We start from the raw sequence: 16,399 nt of genomic DNA on the forward strand, positions 1-16,399 counted from the left end.
AAAAATCGTCACTCGCGCCCCAGCCCTTCCAAAAGGGGTACGAACCGCACCGGCAGCAGCTCTTCATAGTCAAATCCCGTCTCGGTTCTGGTGACCTTGATCAGGCTTTGTACGGCGTCAGACTGTCCGACCGGTATGATCATGATACCGCCAACCGCCAGCTGCGCCAAGAGCGGACTGGGCGGGTCTTCTGCAGCCGCCGTGACGATGATGCGGTCGAACGGGGCCTGATCGGGCAGGCCACGCGATCCGTCGCCCGTGATGGCGGTGATGTTGTGCAGGTCCATCGCCTCAAAAAGCTCGCGTGCTTCGGCCACAAGGCGGCGGTGGCGGTCGATGGTGTAGACGCGGCGGGCGAGCTTCGACAGGATCGCGGCTTGATAGCCGGACCCGGTGCCCAGTTCGAGCACCTTGTCACGGGGCGAAATGTCTGCCGCCTGCGTCATCAGCCCCACGACCGAGGGCTGCGAGATCGTCTGACCGCAGGCAATCGGCAGCGGCATGTCTTCATAGGCACGCTTGGCAAACACGCCGCGCACAAAGGGGCCACGATCGATTTCTTCCATGGCCGACAGCACGCGCGGGTTCGTCACACCTTTTGAGCGCAGCGCGAACAGAAATTGCATCTTCTGTTCTGCATCCCAGGCAGCGGGGGCTTGTCCGTCGGCTTGGCTCATTCAAACAGCCCTTCCAGCGTGGCCAGATGGTCATGCGCGGTCAGATCTGCCCGCATCGGGGTGACCGAGACGTAGCCTTCCAGATTCACGGTCAGGTCCATGCCCGGCTCTGACGGGGTGGCTTGCGGCCCGCCCTTGATCCACAGGAACTTGCGGCCAGAGGGGCTTTGATGCGCCTCGGCCCCGAAAAACGCGTCGTGGCGCCAGCCTTGCGGCGCGGTGCGGATCCCCTTGACCAGATCGGCGGCGACCGGCGGGAAGTTCACGTTGTAGAAGATCGGATAGTTCGCGCCCTTATCCCACGGACCGGCCTCGACCAGTTTACGCACGATCTCGGGGCCGTAAGCGGCTGCGGCTTGGAACACGCTGTCCAGATCCTTGGTGCCGAGGCCCATATATTGCGACAGGGCGATGGCGGGCAGGCCTTGCAGGGCGGCTTCCATCGCGGCGCCCAGCGTGCCGGAATAAAGCGCGTTTTCGGCCGAGTTATTGCCCCGGTTCACGCCGGAGATCACCAGATCGGGGCGTTCGGGCATCACGTCATAAAGCGCGGCCAGAATACAATCGGCGGGGCTGCCTTCGGCAGCAAACCGGCGCGGGGCGAGCTCGGCGATCATGAAGGGGCTGGTGTAGGAAATGCAGTGGCCAACGCCGGATTGCTCGAAGGCGGGGGCGACGGTCCAGATCTCGGCCTTCTCGCCCGCCAAGTCTTGTGCGACCTGCTGGGCGATGGCTTCGGCCACTTTCAGGCCGGGCGCGTTGATCCCGTCGTCATTGGTGATGAGAATGCGCATGGTGTGCCCTTTCCGCCGAGCCCCGATGTGGTGGCCTTTTGCCATTCAATAGGGCAGCGACGCCGGTGCAGCAAGCACGGCGGCTGGTGTTAAGGCGACGAAGTGAAAACCGTTGCGATCCGGCCAGAGTTTTAGGTGAGGTCCGCCTCGGACAGGATGCGCTTTGCCTCGTCTTCGACCGGAGCCAGTTTGCTGCGATCTTCGCCCGGGAAGAACCGCGCACGCATCGAGGTTGCAAGCGGTTTGGGCTCGGCCACGATTACGCACGGACCGATATTGGCGTTCTCTGCCGCCCAGCTGCGGACCATCGCGACTTGGGCTGCCTTGGTGGCGCCGTAGCCCGCAAAGAACTTCTCGCCAGCATGGTCGTCGGCAAAGAACAGCGCCGTGCTGTCATCCGTCATCAGCGCGTTGACCATGTAGATCAGGTTGCGTGTCGCCTCGACATTCGTATTCCACGCCTGCGTCCAGCCTTTGTCGTCCAGATCAGGGGTCGGCATCAGGGCAGGGCCGTAAATCGCCGTATGCGCCCAGACATCAATCGGCCCCCACCGATCATGGATCGAGCGGCACAGATGCGCCATCGCGTCCTTGTTGGTCACATCCATCGGCGCCAGCGTGGCAGAGCCACCTTGCGCCTTGATCTTGTCATCCAGCTCTTCCAAGGCACCGGTGGTGCGGCCCACGGCCACAACGTGATGGGTTTTGGACAGCTCCAGCGCGAGGGCGGCGCCAAGGCCACGCGATGCACCGGTTACGAGGGCGATTTTCTGTGTGTCGGTCATAGGGGCGGCTTAACGGTGTCTGGTTGGATTGTCGAGTGTGGGAAGCGGTTACGCGTCTGATAGGTGCGGGCGCAGGTCATTACCCGTTTTCGCATAAATATCGAGAAGCGTGTCGAAGCTGATCCCGTCTTGCTGGGCTTCGAATAGCGGGTGGCCTTCCTGGACCCACAGCGACGGCCGCTGCCCTTCCGCGCCGGGCGTCATGTTGCAAGGCAGTGGCTCTTTGCTTTCGAAACAGGGTAGGCTATTGGCGAGCCACGAAAAAGCCCCTTCGAACACGGCTTCCCCGAGAGAGTCCTCTACGTAGGTGTCGAAGTTTTCGTCGCTTAGCGATCCCCAGCATCCGAACCCGAACCGTTCGCCACTTCCCTTGACGGGCAGGTACAAGACAGATCGGACAAACAGATGGCCGTCGAACCTGCACAAATCCGTGCCAAGACGGTCGTCGCCAACGATCAGTTCGTCTTGACCGCTTGCACCACGATGCCCGTGGGGCCAAGGGTCAGGGTGGTCAAAGCCGATGTCGAAAATGCCGGAAAAGCTGCGTTCGCAGCAGGGGCAATTGTAGGAGTTGTCATTGAAACGCCTCCAGCGAGGGTCCTTGGACAAGTCCTCAGACCCTTTCTGAAAGAAGCGTTCCAGAAACTTCACTATTCCGCCGCCTTCAGCTCGAACCCTTTTTCGATCTGGTCCGCAGGCGTCACCGGATATTCACCCGAGAAACATGCATCGCAATATTGCGGGCACTCTTTGTTGCGGCCTTCGGCTTCGCCAACGGCGCGGTAGAGTCCGTCGAGCGAGATGAATTTGAGGCTGTCGACCTTGAGGTGTTCGCACATCTCGTCCTCGGTCATCTGGGCGGCCAGAAGTTTCTCGCGGTTGGGAGTGTCGACGCCATAGAAGCAGGGCCATGCGGTGGGGGGCGAGGCGATGCGGAAGTGGACTTCCTTGGCGCCTGCGTCCAGCAGCATTTCTTTGATCTTGCGGGTCGTGGTGCCACGCACCACGCTGTCATCCACCAGAACCACACGTTTGCCGCGGATCAGGGCGCGGTTCACGTTCAGCTTCAGGCGCACACCCATGTTGCGGATCTGCTCGGTCGGCTCGATGAAGGTGCGGCCCATATACTGGTTGCGGATGATGCCCAGAGCATAGGGAATGCCGCTTTCCTGGCTATAGCCGATGGCCGAGGGCACGCCGCTGTCCGGGATCGGGCAGACCAGATCGGCCTCGACGGGGGTTTCGCGGGCCAGTTCCACGCCGATCTGACGGCGGGTTTCATAGACCGAGCGACCGCCATACGAGCTGTCGGGGCGCGAGAAATAGACGTGTTCGAAGATGCAGAACTTCGAGGGCTGCGGGCGGAACGGGAAGCTGCTTTCGACGCCCTCGTCGGTGATGACGACCATCTCGCCCGGTTCGATCTCGCGGATGAACTCGGCACCGATGATGTCCAGCGCGCAGGTTTCCGAGGACAGAACCCAGCCGTCGCCCAGCTTGCCCAGAACCAGCGGACGTACCCCGTGCGGGTCGCGCACACCCATCAGTTTGGTGCGGGTCATGGCCACCACCGAGAACGCGCCTTCCACACGGCGCAGCGCGTCTTCCATCCGCTCGGGGATGGTGCGTTGCAGCGAGCGGGCCATCAGGTGAATGATGCATTCACTGTCCGACGAGCTTTGGAAGATCGAGCCGCGCTCGATCAGCTCGCGGCGCAGGGCGTCGGCATTGGTGATGTTGCCGTTATGGGCAATCGCAGCGCCACCCATCGAAAACTCACCAAAGAAGGGCTGCACGTCGCGGATGACGGCGCCTTTCGATCCGGCGGTGGAATAGCGGACGTGGCCGATGGACAGCGGACCCGGCAGGGTCTCCATCACGCTGGCCTTGGTGAAGTTGTCGCGCACATAGCCAAAGCGGCGGGCCGAGTTGAAGCCTTCAACCGGGTCATGGCAAACGATGCCGCCCGCTTCTTGTCCGCGGTGTTGCAGCGCGTGCAGGCCAAGCGCGACGAAGTTGGCCGCGTCTTTCAGGCCGATGACGCCGAATACGCCGCACTCCTCTTTCAGCTTGTCGTCATCAAACGGATGCGCAAATGGCATGGTGGAAGGGCAGGCGGGCGAGGTGTCGGACATGAGCAGCGGTCTCCGATTCCGTGGCGTTGGGCCTCTCTTACTGGAGAGGTTGGCCCGTGTCATCAAACTATCACAATGCCGGGGCGATTAATTCTAGCCCCTGAAACGAAACAACGCGCCGGGGGGCGCGTTGTGATGGGATCAGTTTCCGGTCTCGGTGGTGGGCAAACCGCCCGAGCAGGCGCCGACCAGCTCTTCGTATTTGCCAACGATCCAGCCGGGCGCGTCCTCGGGGATCTGTTCGTTGATACGATCCTGCGTGCGGGCAAAGATCTTGGCGGTGCGGCTGTCATCCACCATCGGGATCGTGTCGGTCGTCACAATACGGTCGTAGACCACCAGCGCGATTGCCACCAATACAAGGCCACGCAGCACGCCGAAGATGAAGCCAAGCGCCTGATCCAGCCCGCCAAGGGCCGAGCGTTGTACGGCTGAGGAAAACAAGGGTGTGAAGATCGATACGACCACCAGCGCCAAGGCAAAGACGCCCGCGAAGGCCGCAATCATCGACAGCTCGCAGCTGTCGGCGATGAAGTCTTTCAGAACCGGGATTTCCTTGATCAGCGGCAGGGCGCGCGGAGCAAAGATATAGGCCAGAACCGCGGCGGCAACCCAACCTAGGATCGACATCCCTTCGCGGACGAACCCGCGCGAATAAGCCAGAATTGCCGAGATAAGAATGACCGCTGCCACGATCCCGTCAATCAGCGTGAAACCTTCCATTATCGTCACTTCGGTTCGGATACTGTCCCGATACCGTCCCTGTTATTGGGCCTATCCGGCCCCGAATATGTCTCCGACGAACCCGGTCAGGTCCGACATCTTCTGTATGTTCAGCCCAGAGCCCGAGCCGGTCTTGCTGCGTGTTGGCGCTATCGCAGACGTGAAACCAAGTTTTTGCGCTTCTTTCAACCGGTTTTCGGTCTGACCAACAGGCCTTAGGGCTCCTGATAGACTGATTTCGCCAAAAACCACAGTGTCTTTGGGGATCGAGGCGTCCTCGCGCGCGGAAAGTAGCGCCGCCGCCACAGCCAGATCGGCTGCGGGCTCCGAGATTTTCATGCCACCGGCGACGTTTAGATAGACGTCGAGCCCGGCAAACGGGATGCCGCAGCGGGCTTCGAGCACGGCGAGGATCATCGCCAAACGCCCGCTGTCCCAGCCCAAAACCGATCGGCGGGGCTGTGAATGGGGCGAGGGCGCGACAAGGGCCTGAAGCTCGACCAAAACCGGGCGTGTGCCTTCGATGCCGGCGAAGACCACCGATCCGGGGGCAGGATCCTCGCGGTCGGACAGGAAAAGGGCAGATGGGTTCACAACTTCGGAGAGGCCAGCGCCCGTCATTTCGAACACGCCGATCTCGTCCGCTGGGCCAAAACGGTTCTTCACGGCGCGCAGGATGCGGAACTGGTGGCCGCGCTCGCCTTCAAAATACAGCACCGTGTCGACCATGTGTTCGACCACGCGGGGGCCAGCGATCTGGCCTTCCTTGGTGACGTGTCCCACCAATACGACTGAAATCCCGCGCTTTTTGGCGAAGGTGGTCAGCTCGTGCGCGGCGGCGCGGACCTGACTGACGGACCCCGGCGCGCTGTCCACATTGTCGGCCCACATGGTCTGAATCGAGTCGATGATCGCAAGGGCCGGGCGTTCATTGTCCAGCGTCGTCATGATGTCGCGCAGGTTGGTTTCGGCAGCCAAGCGCACCGGCGCATCTGTCAACCCCAAGCGCTGCGCACGCATGCGTACTTGGGCCGAGGCTTCCTCGCCCGAGACATAGATCGTGGGCAGGCCCGCCTGTGCAAAGCGTGCGGCGGCTTGCAACAGCAGGGTGGATTTCCCGATGCCGGGATCGCCGCCCACAAGAATGGCCGAGCCGGGGACCAGACCGCCACCCAACACGCGGTCCAGCTCTCCCATGCCGCATTCAGTGCGCGGCGGCGGGGCTTCTTCGGTGGACAGATCGGTCAGGGCAATTGATGCGCCGCGCTTGCCACCCAAGGATTTCGAGGCAGGGCCAGCGCTGAGCGGGGTGTCTTCCTGAATGGTATTCCATTCCCCACAGCCCTCGCAGCGCCCGGACCATTTCGAAGAACTGGCCCCGCAGGCCGAACAGGTGAAGATTTTCTGAGCTTTTGCCATGCGGAATTTCTGCCCGGTTGGGGCCGCGGGCGCAAGGGGTTAGCCGGCTGTCCCGTCAGGCTTTTTGGCGTTTCGCCGTCGCGAAGCTTAACCCGATCGAGGTCAGGATGCAGGCGGTGAACAGATAAAGACCCCAGCCGGTCTCGATCTTCGCTAACCCCACGCCTTTCACGATGACGATATAGAGCGCGATCAGAAAGACATCGGCCATCGCGAGTTTGCCTAAGACGTTGAACGCCGGCAGCATCCGGCGGCGCATCATGCCGAACTGGATCAGCGCCAGCCCAAGGACCTTCAGGATCGGCGCAAAGACGGCGAAGAAAGTGACAAGCAGGGCGAGGACCACGTCGGTGTCCCACAGCGCTTGCAGGCCCGAGACGACGCTGACCTCTTTTAAGCCAAAGAGCGGCAGGTTGATGCCCGCATGCATCAGCGGCGCGAACCACGCGATGGGGAAGGCGATGAGGAGGGCGAGGTTGAGATAGCGAAGTGTCATGGGATCTATGAAAGCCCTCGAAGGCGATTTCGCAAGGCAGCTGTTCGGGGAGAAATGAAAAGGTTTTCCCGCTGAAGCTGGTTACCTCACCGCCTCAATTGGCCCCTCGGCGCTGCCGGAAATAAACTGCGTGACATAGGGGTCGCCCGAGTTGTCCATGTCGCCAACGGGGCCGGTCCATTGGATCTTGCCCCCGTGCAGCATCGCGACGTGGTCGGCGATCACGCGGACGGATGACATGTCATGGGTGATGGTCATGGCGGTGGCGCCCATTTCGACGACGATTTCGCGGATCAGGTCGTTGATGACGCCGGACATGATCGGGTCAAGGCCGGTGGTGGGCTCGTCGAAGAAGATGATCTCGGGCTCGGCGGCGATGGCGCGGGCAAGGCCGACGCGTTTTTGCATGCCGCCTGAGAGTTCCGCCGGGAACAGGTCGGCGACGTCAGGCGTCAGGCCCACGCGGCGCAGCTTCTCGATTGCGATCTCGCGTGCTTCTTCTTTGGGTTTGGCCAGCGATCCGCGCAGCAGGCGGAAGGCCACGTTTTGCCAGACGGGCAGGCTGTCAAACAGCGCGCCACCTTGGAACAGCATACCGAAGCGCGCCAGAAAGGCGTCCCGTTCGACTTTCGACGTGTCTTCGCCATCCAACGTGATCGTTCCCTGATCCTGCACCATCAGGCCCAGAATGCATTTCAGCAGCACCGATTTCCCGGTGCCGGAGCCACCAATGATCACCATGCTTTCACCGCGGTTGATGGTCAGGTCTACCCCATCCAGAACTCGTTTCGGGCCAAAGGCTTTATGGACGTTTGTAAGTTCAATCATGTGGCAAAAAAGAAGCTGGTGAGAAGGAAGTTGGCGGCAAGGATCAGAACGGCGGCGGCCTCGACCGAGGTTTTGGTGGCGCGGCCCACGCCTTGCGCGCCGCGACCCGAGCGCATGCCGTGATAGCAGCCCATGACGGCGGCGATAAAACCAAAGGCCGCGCCCTTGATCAGCGAGGACACGATGTCGGACATCTCGAGGAAGTTCCACGTGTTGTTCAGGTAGGGGCCGGTGGCAAAGCCAAGCTGCTGCGTGCCGACGATGAAGCCGCCCATAATGCCGATGATGTCTCCGATGCCGACCAGTAGCGGTACGACCAGCGTCGCGGCCAAAACGCGCGGGGCAGTCAGGTATTTCATCGGGTGTGTCGAGAGGGTGACGAGGGCGTCAATCTGCTCGGTCACTTTCATGGTGGCGATTTCGGCCGCAATGGATGAGGTCACACGCGCCGCAATCATCAAGCCCACCAGAACCGGGCCAAGTTCGCGGACCATACCGATGGCGACGATCTGGGGCACCACGGCCTCGGCTGAGAAACGCTGGCCGCCGGAATAGATCTGAAGGGCAAGCGCCGCGCCGGTGAAGATCGCGGTCAGGCCCACGACGGGCAGGCTGAAATAGCCGATGTTCAGAACGGCGGTCAGAAACTCGCGCGGGTAAAAGGGTGGGCGGACGATATGGGCGATGGATTGGCCCGCAAAGATCGCCACGCGTCCGACAAGCGCCAGAAACCCAAGGGTCACGCGGCCAATGGTGGCCAAGGGTTTGGTCACAGCGTTCATGCGCGGCCCCGTGCATAGTGGCGGTGATAGCGGTGGCCCAGTTGGGTCAGGAACTCATAGCCAATGGTGCCCGCAATCTCGGCCAGATCATCGACGGTTTGCTGCTCCGACAGCATGGTCAGGAATTTCGGCGTGTCGCGCAGATGGGTCACGTCCACCCCGATCATATCCATCGAGACGCGGCCCAGAATGGGACAGGGCGTGTCCTCGAAAAACATCACGGCTTGGTTCGACAGGTGACGGTTCAGACCGTCGGCATAGCCTGCGGCCACGGTTGCCACGCGCGAGGGGCGTTCGGCGCGCCAGGTGTTCGAATAGCCCACAGTCTCGCCTTCTGCGACATCGCGGATTTGGATGACGGGTAGGTCAAGGTGGACAACTGTCTGGGCGTCCTCGAACGGGAAGCCGCCATAGAGGCCGATGCCCGGGCGGGTCAGATCAAAGTGATAGTCCGGCCCCAAAAGGATGCCGCCGGTGGCCGCAAGGCTGCGCGGTACCTGAACCCCGTCGGTCATGTCATGGAAGGCCGACAGCTGCTGGTGGTTCATCGGGTGGTCGGGTTCGTCCGCGCAGGCCAGATGGCTCATGATCAGGCGCGGGTTTTGCGGCAGCAGGATGTCGCGCAGGGCGGCCCATTCGGCAGGCTCCATCCCCAGGCGGTTCATGCCCGTGTCCAGCTGAATGCCGAACGGATGGCCGGGCAGGGCTTCCAGATGGCGGGTCACTTGCTCGACCGAGTTCAGCATTGGCACAAGGCCGAGATCGTGAACCATATCCGTGTCGCCGGACATATGGCCGGAAAAGACGCTGATTTCAGGGCCGGGGCCAAGCGCTTCACGCAGGTCGGCCCCTTCTTCGGCGGCGGCCACAAAGAAGCGCCGTGCGCCAGCGGCGGCCAAGGCGCGCCCAACTTTGCCCACGCCAAGCCCATAGGCGTCGGCCTTTACCACGGCAGCGGTCTGAACCTCTGCCCCACTTTTTGCATCCAGCGCCCGCCAGTTTGCGACCACTGCATCCAGATCAATTGTCAGTCTGCCCGTACTCATACAGGGGTTTTTGACGGAGCGGTGGCCCGGGTCAAGGTAAAAAGCGGACGCGCAGCACCTGCACGCGGATTTCGCCCGTCAGTGTGCTGTGTCAGTCGGTCAAAACGGTTTCGATATGGCTGGAGTTTTCAAGCGTGCGATGCACCGGGCAGCGGTCGGCGATTTCCAGCAGGCGCTGGCGTTGATCGGCGTCCAGATCGCCCGTCAGGTGGATCTCGCGCCGGAAGGTATCGATCCGGTTTTTCGCTCCGGTTTCGGCATCTTGGGCGTGGACCTTGTCATGACAGATTTCGACGCGGACATGATCCAGAGGCCAGCCCTTGCGGCGGGCGTACATGCGGATGGTCATCGAGGTGCAGGCGCCTAACCCCGCCGACAGAAAGCCATAAGGGGACATACCCTTGTTGGTGCCACCATAGGCAAGCGGTTCGTCTGCGACGGTGTGGTGTTTCGGGCCGGACTGGATGTCCTGCAGGAAGCCGCGCGGGTCGGCCTCGGACACGCGGACGATACCCTCGGGCGCGCCGATGGGCGGGGCAGGCGAAGCGAGGTTCACGTATTTCGCGGCCCAAGTGGCGATCACCTCGGCCACATATTCGGCGTCACTTGCGCGGCTGATCAGGTGGTCGGCATCGTCCAGCGTGATGAAGCTTTTTGGGTGCTTTGCCCCCATGAAGAGTGTCGCCGCGTTGTCGATCGAGACGATCTGATCGCGCGGGGCGTGCAGGACCAGAAGGGCGGCGTTCAGGGATTGCAACGCCTCGTCCAACTGATGTTCGCGTACATCTTCGACAAAACCCGACCCGATGCGGAAGGGGCGCCCGCCCAAACAGACTTCGGCTGCGCCATCGGTGGCGATGTCGGGCAAAGCGTGTTCGAAATTCTCGATGACGTGCGAGGGGTCGGCAGGCGCCCCGATGGTTACGACCGCCTGAATGCCCGACAGGTGAGAGGCGGCTTTGATCACGGCAGCCCCGCCAAGCGAGTGGCCAATCAACAGGGCAGGCGGGTAGCCACGCGCGCGCAATGCCTCGGCAGCGCTCTCCAAGTCGCGCACGTTCGAGGTGAAGCTGGTGTTCTCGAAATCCCCGTCCGAGTGGCCAAGACCGGTGAAGTCGAACCGCAGGACCGCGATGCCAAGCGCGGCGAGGCGGGCCGAGATCCGACGCGCAGCCGCGATGTCCTTGCCGCAGGTGAAGCAATGGGCAAACAGCGCGGTTGCCAGATGCGGCCCATCCGGCAGGTCCAAACGCGCGGCCAGATCGTGACCGGAATGTCCGGGGAAGGTGAACTTTTCGGTCGGCATGGGGGCTCCTGTCGTGATCGGCATTGCCAAAGCGGGCGCAGAGATCGTCCGGTCTGACGGAAATGAAGTGCTCGGACGAAGGTGGCGTGCGGCGAGCATCACGGCAAGGGGGGCGGGGGCAAGCTCACGCAAGGGTGAAGAAACGTAGGTTCAGTTGAAGGGGCGCCTCAGATTGCGCTTGCACCCCCGTGACGCGCCGCGCACAGTCCGGCCTGTCAGTCGGCAGGAGATGCAGATGGTCGAGATCTGTCAAAACGAGCTACCGATTCTGCCCTGGGCAGATCCCAAGACCGCGCGGCTTCCGGGGCTGAATCCGGTCGCGCCCGGAGACTGGCTGCGGGTTGATGATGCGTATAACGCGCAAATGGCGCACAGACTGTCTTTGATGCGCGAACATAGGCAGATCGTTCATAAACTGTCCGATGGTGCGCGCGCTGCGGCGGAAGAACTGCTTGAAAATGTGCTTACGGAGCTCTCGGACAAAGAGGGATTCGCGGTGCGAGCAGACGCGGTGCGCTGCCCAGATGGGCGTTTGGTGCCTTTGGACTGGTCTCAGCCGCTTTTAACAGCGGGCGCGCTGGTGCAGGAAGACTTTGTTATCATGCTAAAACAAGGCGATGAGCATGTGATGACAGGCGCCATCCTTTGTTTTCCGGCCAGTTGGTCGCTTGAGCAGAAGTTTCTTAAACCATTGGTGAAAATACACATACCTGTCGATGCCTACACCCCCGATATCGCCCGGCGGGTTCAACGCCTGTTTGATGGCATTCAGGTCGCGCGCCCAATGTGGCGGGCGAATTACCTATTCTACAACGATCCCGAGCTGTTTCAGCCACGTCGGGAAGAGGAGCGTCGAAGCTATGACGCTGGCGGCCCCAAATGGTTGCGAGTCGAACGGCAGACCATGAAGCGACTTGCGAAAACGGACGCGGTGATCTTCTCGATCCATACCTATGTGTTGGCGCAGCAAAGGTTGGACGCGTTGGGGATCAATCTGCCGGAACGCGATTGATCTGCGTTCTTTGGGCAAATAAGCGCAGTTTAACTGAATTTTGCGCGCCAATATTCATAGTTTAGACAAATTTTGTGGCTTAAAGCTATGTGTGCCCGACGGGCAGATATCGCGAGTGAACATGGAGCGGGAAAAATTATGAAGAAACTTACTTTGGTGATGGCAATTGCAGCCACCGGTGTGATGGCAGGCTGTGTCGACAAGTCGGCATATGAAAGCAACCCTGTCCAGATCAAGACCGAAAAAGGCGTGGTAACCTGCCAGCTGTACATGCGTGACCGCGTTCAGTGGGATGAATCGATCGCCGTTCCTGCCGGAATGTCGAAAGCTGAAGGTGACGCTCTCTGCATTCAGGAAGGGCATCGCCAGTACCGTGCGGCACATGACCGTGTTGGAGCGAGCAGCTGATCCTAAAAGAATTCGGGCTCTCATGGCTTGAAGATCATTGAAGAAGGCGTCCTGTTGGGCGCCTTTTTTGTTGTGCTTGCGAAGCCTAGGAAGCCCTGCAAATGAAAAAGGGCACCGTAAACGGTGCCCTTTCGCGTGTTTGGTGCCGGGATTAGCAGCTGTAGTACAGCTGGTATTCCACCGGGTGCGGGGTGTGCTCGTAGGCGTAAACCTCTTCCCATTTCAGGTCCAGATAGCCCTGGATCTGGTCTTTGGTGAACACGTCGCCAGCGGTCAGGAAGTCGTTGTCGGCTTCCAGGCTTTCCAGAGCTTCACGCAGCGATGCGCAAACAGTCGGGATGCCTTCCAGCTCTTCCGGCGGCAGGTCGTACAGGTTCTTGTCCTGTGCGGGGCCCGGATCGATCTTGTTCTTGATGCCGTCAAGGCCAGCCATCAGCAGGGCGGAGAAGCACAGGTAGGGGTTCGCTGCCGGATCCGGGAAGCGAGCCTCAACGCGCTTGGCTTTCGGGCTTTCGGTCCACGGAATACGTACGCAACCCGAACGGTTCGAGGCCGAGTAGGCGCGCAGAACGGGGGCTTCAAAGCCCGGGATCAGACGCTTGTACGAGTTGGTCGACGGGTTGGTGAAAGCGTTCAGCGTCTTGGCGTGCTTCAGGATGCCGCCGATGAACCACAGAGCTTCCTGCGACAGGTCAGCGTATTTGTCGCCAGCGAAGAGCGGCTTGCCGTCTTTCCAGATCGACATGTTCACGTGCATGCCGGTGCCGTTGTCACCTGCGATCGGCTTGGGCATGAAGGTTGCGGTCTTGCCGTAAGCGTGCGCTACGTTGTGGATGATGTACTTGTATTTCTGCAGTTCATCAGCCTGCTTGGTGACGCTGTCGAAGATCAGGCCCAGCTCGTGCTGACACGAAGCAACCTCGTGGTGGTGCTTGTCGGTCTTCATGCCGATGTTCTTCATCGTGGTCAGCATTTCCGAACGCAGGTCTTGTGCGTCGTCGATCGGGTTCACGGGGAAGTAACCGCCTTTGACGCCCGGACGGTGGCCGGTGTTGCCCATTTCGTACTCGGTGTCGGTGTTCCAAGCGGCGTCTACGGCGTCTACTTCGAACGACACTTTGTTCATGGTGTTCGAGAAACGAACGTCGTCGAACAGGAAGAATTCAGCTTCCGGACCCATGTAAGCCACGTCACCGATGCCCGAGGACTTCAGGTAAGCTTCGGCTTTCTCGGCGGTGCCGCGCGGGTCACGGCCGTATTTCTCACCGGTGTCGGGCTCGACGATCGAGCAGTGCAGACACAGGGTTTTTTCTGCATAGAACGGGTCAACGTAAGCGCTGGCCGTGTCGGGCATCAGTTTCATGTCCGAGCTTTCGATCGACTTCCAGCCGGCAATCGACGAGCCGTCAAACATGAAACCTTCTTCCAAGAAGTCTTCGTCGACCAGGTCGCAGTCCACGGTCACGTGCTGCAGCTTGCCGCGCACATCGGTGAAACGGATGTCGACATAGGCAATGTCCTCATCCTTGATCTGCTTGAGTACGTCTTGAGCGCTCATATCAGTATCCTTTGGTTCGTGTGTATTCGTTAGGTTCAGAGTGCATCGTCGCCGGATTCACCGGTGCGGATGCGAATGGCTTGTTCAACGGGGCTGACAAAGATCTTGCCGTCGCCGATCTTGTCGGTCTTGGCCGCGTCGATGATGGCTTCGATGGCTTCATCCACCTGATCGTCGGCCAGTACGATCTCGATCTTCACCTTGGGCAGGAAGTCGACCACATATTCGGCGCCGCGATACAGTTCGGTATGGCCTTTCTGACGGCCAAAGCCCTTCACTTCGATCACCGACAGGCCCTGCACGCCAATGTCCTGCAGTGCTTCCTTTACTTCATCCAGCTTAAACGGCTTGATGATGGCTTCGATCTTTTTCATGGATAGCCCCCCGGTTCGAAACATCGTGTTGAGCATCACTGACCACTTTCCTTGGCGAGGGGCAATTGGCTAGGGTGGTGGTAGCGCACGCGTGGTGTGAAAAACTAAGCATGTGCCTAAAAATTAAGCAGAGCGCGCGAAGTTTGAGCAGAGTGAGAAGATTGAGATGACGGAATTGCTAACCGCTGCCCAAATGCGCGCCATCGAGACGGCCGCAATCGAGTCGGGCGAGGTCACCGGGCTGGAGCTGATGGAGCGCGCGGGCCGAGGCGTGGTCGAGGCCATTTTCGAAGAATGGCCCGATCTGGCAAAGACCTCTCACAAAGCGGTGGTGCTGTGCGGGCCGGGGAACAATGGCGGCGACGGGTTCGTGGTCGCGCGGCTGTTGAAAGAGTGGGGTTGGGAGGTCGAGGTGTTCCTTTATGGTGACGCCGAGAAGCTGCCCCCGGATGCGCGGGTGAACTATGAGCGGTGGATGGAGTTGGGGGAGGTTAAGCCTTTGGGTGATGCCGATTTCGACATTGACCACGACATGGGGGCGAAAGTCGTCATTGATGCGATCTTCGGAACAGGTCTAAGCCGTCCATTTTACACGCTTGGAGTAGTACAAGACACAATGAACTATTATTCTTCAAGCAAAGATATGCCCAATGTAGTTTCAGTGGATATCCCGAGCGGAATTTGCGCCGACAGCGGTCGATATATTGGGTACGATGATGAAAACCCATTTGATAGCTGTGTTTGGGCAAACCTGACGGTCAGTTTTCATAGCGAAAAGCTTGGACATCGGTTGTCCCTTGGGCCGATAGGTGTGCAAAAAGTCGTTGTCAAATCCATCGGAATTGGAAGCGATCCCAAGCAAAGTGGGGAGGAAACGACGCCAATCTCGACTCCGGACGCAACTTGTGGAGCTGGGCAGGTGAAAGGGATTGTTGAGTTGGTCAGCAAGCCCACTTGGATTGGAAAAAATTACGGGTGGAATAAATTCTCCCACGGCCACGCCCTCGTTCTCTCCGGCCCGTCCGGCAAAGGCGGCGCTGCCCGCCTTGCGGCGCGAGGTGCATTACGCATCGGGGCAGGGCTTGTCACCGTCGCCCCGACACCCGGCGCACTCCAAGAAAACGCAGCGCGGTTGGAGGCTATTATGTTGTCTCCGGTGGGGGATGCGCAGACGTTGCAGGCGGTGCTTGCCGATGAACGGCTCAATGCGCTGTGCCTTGGGCCCGGATTGGGTGTCGAGCGGGCGCGGAACTTGGTGCCGGTGGCCTTGGCTGCCAAACGCGCGATGGTGCTGGATGCGGATGCTTTGACGGCGTTTAAGGACGATCCGTCTGCTCTGTTCGACATGCTGCATGAAAACTGCGTGCTGACCCCTCATGCGGGCGAGTTCGCGCGGTTGTTCCCTGACATTGCCGAGAAGCTGAACGCGCCTGCCACCAAAGGCCCGGCCTATTCCAAAGTGGACGCGACCCGCGAAGCTGCGGCAAGGGCAGGGTGTGTGGTGCTGTTCAAAGGGCCGGACACGGTGATCGCGGCGCCGGATGGCGTGTGTTCCATCAACTCCGCCGCCTATGAACGCTCCGCCCCGTGGCTGGCCACCGCAGGATCGGGCGACGTGCTGGCAGGCTTCATCACCGGGCTGCTCGCGCGGGGCTTTGCGCCGATGCAGGCGGCAGAAACCGGGGCGTGGCTGCATGTGGAATGCGCACTGGAGTTTGGGCCGGGCCTGATTGCCGAGGATCTGCCCGAACAACTGCCCGCCGTGTTCCGCAAATTGGGGGCGTAAGCGCCTGATTCTGGGGCTCACGCCCGGTATCCCCGCCGAAAGAGCAAAAAATTGGGCAAACTCCAGCCGGATAAGGGCGCTTTTCCTCTCGCATCCGCTGCGCACTGGTGCTAGAAGGGCGCGAATTTGGACGGCCCCGTCCTGAAAACGCGGGCCGTCCTCGGTTTTAGCGGGTGTGGCGAAATTGGTAGACGCACCAGATTTAGGTTCTGGCGCCGCAAGGCGTGGGGGTTCAAGTCCCTCCACCCGCACCAAAATTGAAAGAAGGAC

The 16,399-nt window shown here is 60.6% G+C and carries 17 protein-coding genes and 1 tRNA gene; 4 read left to right on the forward strand and 14 right to left on the reverse strand.

Features of this window, described 5'->3' with window-relative positions; genetic code table 11:
- Positions 1–8: 8 nt before the first annotated feature.
- The 12 genes from EOL43_RS05740 to EOL43_RS05795 all read right to left on the reverse strand — a co-directional run bounded on the left by EOL43_RS05740 (position 9) and on the right by EOL43_RS05795 (position 10,991).
- A complete protein-coding gene (locus EOL43_RS05740) occupies positions 9–677 on the reverse strand; it encodes a protein-L-isoaspartate(D-aspartate) O-methyltransferase (protein ID WP_133486455.1) in 669 nt (222 codons plus the stop codon).
- Entirely contained in the window at positions 674–1,471 is a 798-nt protein-coding gene (surE, locus tag EOL43_RS05745) for a 5'/3'-nucleotidase SurE (protein WP_133486457.1), read from the reverse strand. Before surE ends, EOL43_RS05740 begins: the two co-directional genes overlap by 4 nt.
- A gap of 131 nt (positions 1,472–1,602) precedes the next feature.
- Complete coding sequence (locus EOL43_RS05750; protein ID WP_133486459.1) at positions 1,603–2,256, reverse strand: SDR family NAD(P)-dependent oxidoreductase; 654 nt, start codon at positions 2,254–2,256, stop codon at positions 1,603–1,605.
- A gap of 48 nt (positions 2,257–2,304) precedes the next feature.
- Positions 2,305–2,865: a DUF2199 domain-containing protein gene (locus EOL43_RS05755; RefSeq protein ID WP_166636204.1), complete on the reverse strand. Its 561-nt coding sequence runs from the start codon at positions 2,863–2,865 to the stop codon at positions 2,305–2,307.
- Between the two features lie 41 nt (positions 2,866–2,906).
- Positions 2,907–4,358: an amidophosphoribosyltransferase gene (gene purF, locus EOL43_RS05760; protein WP_133486578.1), complete on the reverse strand. Its 1,452-nt coding sequence runs from the start codon at positions 4,356–4,358 to the stop codon at positions 2,907–2,909.
- A 174-nt stretch (positions 4,359–4,532) separates the two neighbouring features.
- A complete protein-coding gene (locus EOL43_RS05765) occupies positions 4,533–5,114 on the reverse strand; it encodes a CvpA family protein (protein ID WP_133486463.1) in 582 nt (193 codons plus the stop codon).
- Between the two features lie 51 nt (positions 5,115–5,165).
- On the reverse strand, positions 5,166–6,533 hold the full coding sequence (gene radA / locus EOL43_RS05770) for a DNA repair protein RadA (RefSeq protein ID WP_133486465.1): 1,368 nt from the start codon (positions 6,531–6,533) through the stop codon (positions 5,166–5,168).
- A 55-nt stretch (positions 6,534–6,588) separates the two neighbouring features.
- A complete protein-coding gene (locus tag EOL43_RS05775) occupies positions 6,589–7,029 on the reverse strand; it encodes a paraquat-inducible protein A (RefSeq protein WP_133486467.1) in 441 nt (146 codons plus the stop codon).
- 81 nt (positions 7,030–7,110) lie between these two features.
- Complete coding sequence (locus EOL43_RS05780; protein WP_133486469.1) at positions 7,111–7,857, reverse strand: ABC transporter ATP-binding protein; 747 nt, start codon at positions 7,855–7,857, stop codon at positions 7,111–7,113.
- Positions 7,854–8,639 carry an MlaE family ABC transporter permease gene (locus EOL43_RS05785; protein WP_133486471.1) on the reverse strand — a complete coding sequence of 262 codons (786 nt, stop codon included), beginning with the start codon at positions 8,637–8,639 and terminating at the stop codon, positions 7,854–7,856. Before EOL43_RS05785 ends, EOL43_RS05780 begins: the two co-directional genes overlap by 4 nt.
- A complete protein-coding gene (gene alr, locus EOL43_RS05790) occupies positions 8,636–9,685 on the reverse strand; it encodes an alanine racemase (RefSeq protein WP_133486473.1) in 1,050 nt (349 codons plus the stop codon). Before alr ends, EOL43_RS05785 begins: the two co-directional genes overlap by 4 nt.
- 91 nt (positions 9,686–9,776) lie before the next feature.
- A complete protein-coding gene (locus EOL43_RS05795; protein WP_133486475.1) occupies positions 9,777–10,991 on the reverse strand; it encodes a bifunctional alpha/beta hydrolase/OsmC family protein in 1,215 nt (404 codons plus the stop codon).
- A gap of 235 nt (positions 10,992–11,226) precedes the next feature.
- Here EOL43_RS05795 and EOL43_RS05800 point away from each other — a divergent pair, with 235 nt between their 5' ends.
- Together EOL43_RS05800 and EOL43_RS05805 are read left to right on the forward strand one after the other, a co-directional pair.
- Positions 11,227–12,003, forward strand: a complete 777-nt coding sequence (locus EOL43_RS05800) for a heme-dependent oxidative N-demethylase family protein (protein WP_133486477.1) — start codon at positions 11,227–11,229, stop codon at positions 12,001–12,003.
- Positions 12,004–12,141: 138 nt separating this feature from the next.
- A complete protein-coding gene (locus tag EOL43_RS05805; RefSeq protein WP_133486479.1) occupies positions 12,142–12,411 on the forward strand; it encodes a hypothetical protein in 270 nt (89 codons plus the stop codon).
- A gap of 151 nt (positions 12,412–12,562) precedes the next feature.
- On the opposite strand, the gene glnA is transcribed toward EOL43_RS05805, so the two are convergent.
- Both glnA and EOL43_RS05815 read right to left on the reverse strand, forming a co-directional pair.
- Positions 12,563–13,969: a type I glutamate--ammonia ligase gene (gene glnA / locus EOL43_RS05810; protein ID WP_133486481.1), complete on the reverse strand. Its 1,407-nt coding sequence runs from the start codon at positions 13,967–13,969 to the stop codon at positions 12,563–12,565.
- A gap of 35 nt (positions 13,970–14,004) precedes the next feature.
- A complete protein-coding gene (locus EOL43_RS05815) occupies positions 14,005–14,343 on the reverse strand; it encodes a P-II family nitrogen regulator (RefSeq protein ID WP_133486483.1) in 339 nt (112 codons plus the stop codon).
- A 166-nt stretch (positions 14,344–14,509) separates the two neighbouring features.
- Here EOL43_RS05815 and EOL43_RS05820 point away from each other — a divergent pair, with 166 nt between their 5' ends.
- The gene (locus tag EOL43_RS05820; protein ID WP_133486485.1) at positions 14,510–16,129 is read left to right on the forward strand and encodes an NAD(P)H-hydrate dehydratase; all 1,620 of its coding nucleotides are present in this window, start codon (positions 14,510–14,512) and stop codon (positions 16,127–16,129) included.
- 169 nt (positions 16,130–16,298) lie between these two features.
- A tRNA-Leu gene (locus EOL43_RS05825) sits at positions 16,299–16,383 on the forward strand.
- Positions 16,384–16,399: the final 16 nt, after the last annotated feature.

Origin of the sequence: Aliiroseovarius marinus, assembly GCF_004360145.1 — a bacterium.
Lineage (GTDB): Bacteria > Pseudomonadota > Alphaproteobacteria > Rhodobacterales > Rhodobacteraceae > Aliiroseovarius > Aliiroseovarius marinus.